Origin of the sequence: Peribacillus frigoritolerans (genome assembly GCF_030676415.1) — a bacterium.
In the GTDB taxonomy this organism is placed as follows: domain Bacteria; phylum Bacillota; class Bacilli; order Bacillales; family DSM-1321; genus Peribacillus; species Peribacillus frigoritolerans_A.
Genome location: NZ_JAUUTW010000136.1, coordinates 1 through 255, shown reverse-complemented (window position 1 = coordinate 255; position 255 = coordinate 1). Strand labels below are relative to the sequence as shown.

Below are 255 nucleotides of genomic sequence, written 5' to 3'. Positions count from 1 at the left end.
TGCGCTAACCTCTCCCCTTAACCTTCCAGCACCGGGCAGGTGTCAGCCCCTATACTTCGCCTTGCGGCTTCGCAGAGACCTGTGTTTTTGCTAAACAGTCGCCTGGGCCTATTCACTGCGGCTTTTCTGGGCTATTCACCCTAAAAAGCACCCCTTCTCCCGAAGTTACGGGGTCATTTTGCCGAGTTCCTTAACGAGAGTTCTCTCGCACACCTTAGGATTCTCTCCTCGCCTACCTGTGTCGGTTTGCGGTAC

The 255-nt window shown here is 54.5% G+C and carries 1 rRNA gene; it reads right to left on the bottom strand.

What is annotated here, in order from left to right:
- Positions 1 to 255: ribosomal RNA gene (locus Q8G36_RS28780) — 23S ribosomal RNA — on the bottom strand; the annotation flags it as partial.